The 242-nt window shown below is 57.0% G+C and carries 1 pseudogene; it reads right to left on the bottom strand.

Annotated elements, in window-relative coordinates:
* Positions 1-154: 154 nt before the first annotated feature.
* Positions 155-242 (bottom strand): annotated as a pseudogene (locus SB756_RS34405) (MaoC family dehydratase); the annotation flags it as partial.

Genomic DNA, 242 nt, shown 5'->3' with positions numbered 1-242 from the left:
GCCACAGGCACTGAGCAATAGGGTCAAAACCAGGGGTGCAAGTGGGCGCATAACGGGTTCCGGATAATTAGGGGACCGAGTATGCCGCAGCGGTGTGTCTTATATATAGAGAGGTTGGGCGAAACAGCGTGAGCTGTTTCGCATCGGAGGGATTTCAGACGAAACAGAGCGACAGCGGCTCGGCGATATAGGCCGGTTTTTCCTGGCCGTCGATTTCCAGGGTGGCGGTCGCCTTGAGCAGC

Origin of the sequence: Pseudomonas sp. SIMBA_068 (assembly GCF_046534705.1) — a bacterium.
Classification (GTDB): domain Bacteria; phylum Pseudomonadota; class Gammaproteobacteria; order Pseudomonadales; family Pseudomonadaceae; genus Aquipseudomonas; species Aquipseudomonas putida.
The sequence above is the reverse complement of the archived record's forward strand: the minus strand, read 5'-3'. Positions and strand labels throughout refer to the sequence as shown.